The 1,270-nt window shown below is 60.4% G+C and carries 1 protein-coding gene; it reads left to right on the forward strand.

The features are described from left to right. Positions 1–943: 943 nt before the first annotated feature. On the forward strand, positions 944–1,270 hold a 327-nt coding region (locus AC4FQ5_RS19505), incomplete at its 3' end, for a hypothetical protein (protein ID WP_491146134.1).

The following is a 1,270-nucleotide window of genomic DNA, read 5'->3' on the forward strand; positions in this document are numbered from 1 at the left end:
GACGAGGTCTTCAAGGACCGCGAAGAAGTCGGTCATTTCATCTGCAGTGAAACGAAGTACGTCGCGCTTCACCGTGCGGTTGTAGGTCGTAGTAGCCACGACGAACACAGTAGGGGAAACGCCGGACACTCCAGCAGCAAACTGACGTGCGGACCAGCCCTGAGGGGGTGGCCCGCGACCCTCAAGGCCTCACAGCCGGTCGGTCTCCGGGGCGGTGATCAATCTCTCCCCATCCCTCTAATCGTTTGGCCCTTGGGGGCTGGCTCGCCTTGAAAGGACAGCGAAGTGAGTGTTTCGAATGGTGTTAGTTCGGCGGTGAAAACGCCTCGTAATTTGGGGGCTGCTGGTCGTCGTTTGTGGGACGCGGGGGTCGGTGAGTTTGAGTGGGCGCAGCATGAGCTGGCCATGTTGGAGGAGGCGGCGCGTACGCGGGACTTGATCGTCGATCTGGATAAGCAACTCGGTGAGGACGGGCTGATGTTGATGTCGTCGCAGGGCTCTCGGGTTCATCCGGCTGTGTCTGAGTTGAGGCAGCAACGGCTGGTCTTGGCTCGGTTGTTGGCTTCGTTGGGTATCCCGCCTTTGGATGAGGATTCGTTGCCGTCGGCTCGGCCGGCGCGTGGTGTGTATGGAGGAAGGCGCTAATGGTTCGTCGTCGGGTTGCTGATGTCCCGCTTGAGGAGCGGGTTCCGGCATGGTGCTTGTCGTTTGTGGAGGGCGACTGGACGTCGTTTGGTGCGTGGCGCGATGCTGTACGGGCTTATCTGCTTGAGGAAGGTTGGGCGCGCAGGGATCGGGTGGTGTGGATGCGCGTCGTTGTGGAGTTGCATCGCGTGAAGAATGAGCGGTTGCGTCGCGACTGAGTGGACTTTGTAGTACCTGAGGCATGACCGTCTGGTCGTGCCTCTTCGCTTTTAACCGGTGGAAGAGAAGAGAAGGTCGGATGGTCGAACGAAACGTGAAGGTCAAGCTGTCCGTGCAGATGCAGCAGTATCTGGATGCGATGGAGCAGGCGTCGAAGAAGACCCGTGAGGCGGGCACCGAGGCTGAGAAGCTTGGTCAGAAGGGCAAGGACTTCGACCTTCTTGGAGCTCGAGGATTGGCCATGGGCACGGTCATGGCCGGCGGTATCGGTCTCGCGATCCAGCGGTTCGCGGAGTTCGACGAGGCCATGTCGTACGTCCAGGCCTCGACTCACGAGTCCGCCGAGAACATGGAACTGTTGCGGGTTGCTGCTCTCGAGGCCGGTTCCTCGACGGTGTTCTCCGCG

This window comes from Chryseobacterium sp. DT-167 (assembly GCF_058310155.1).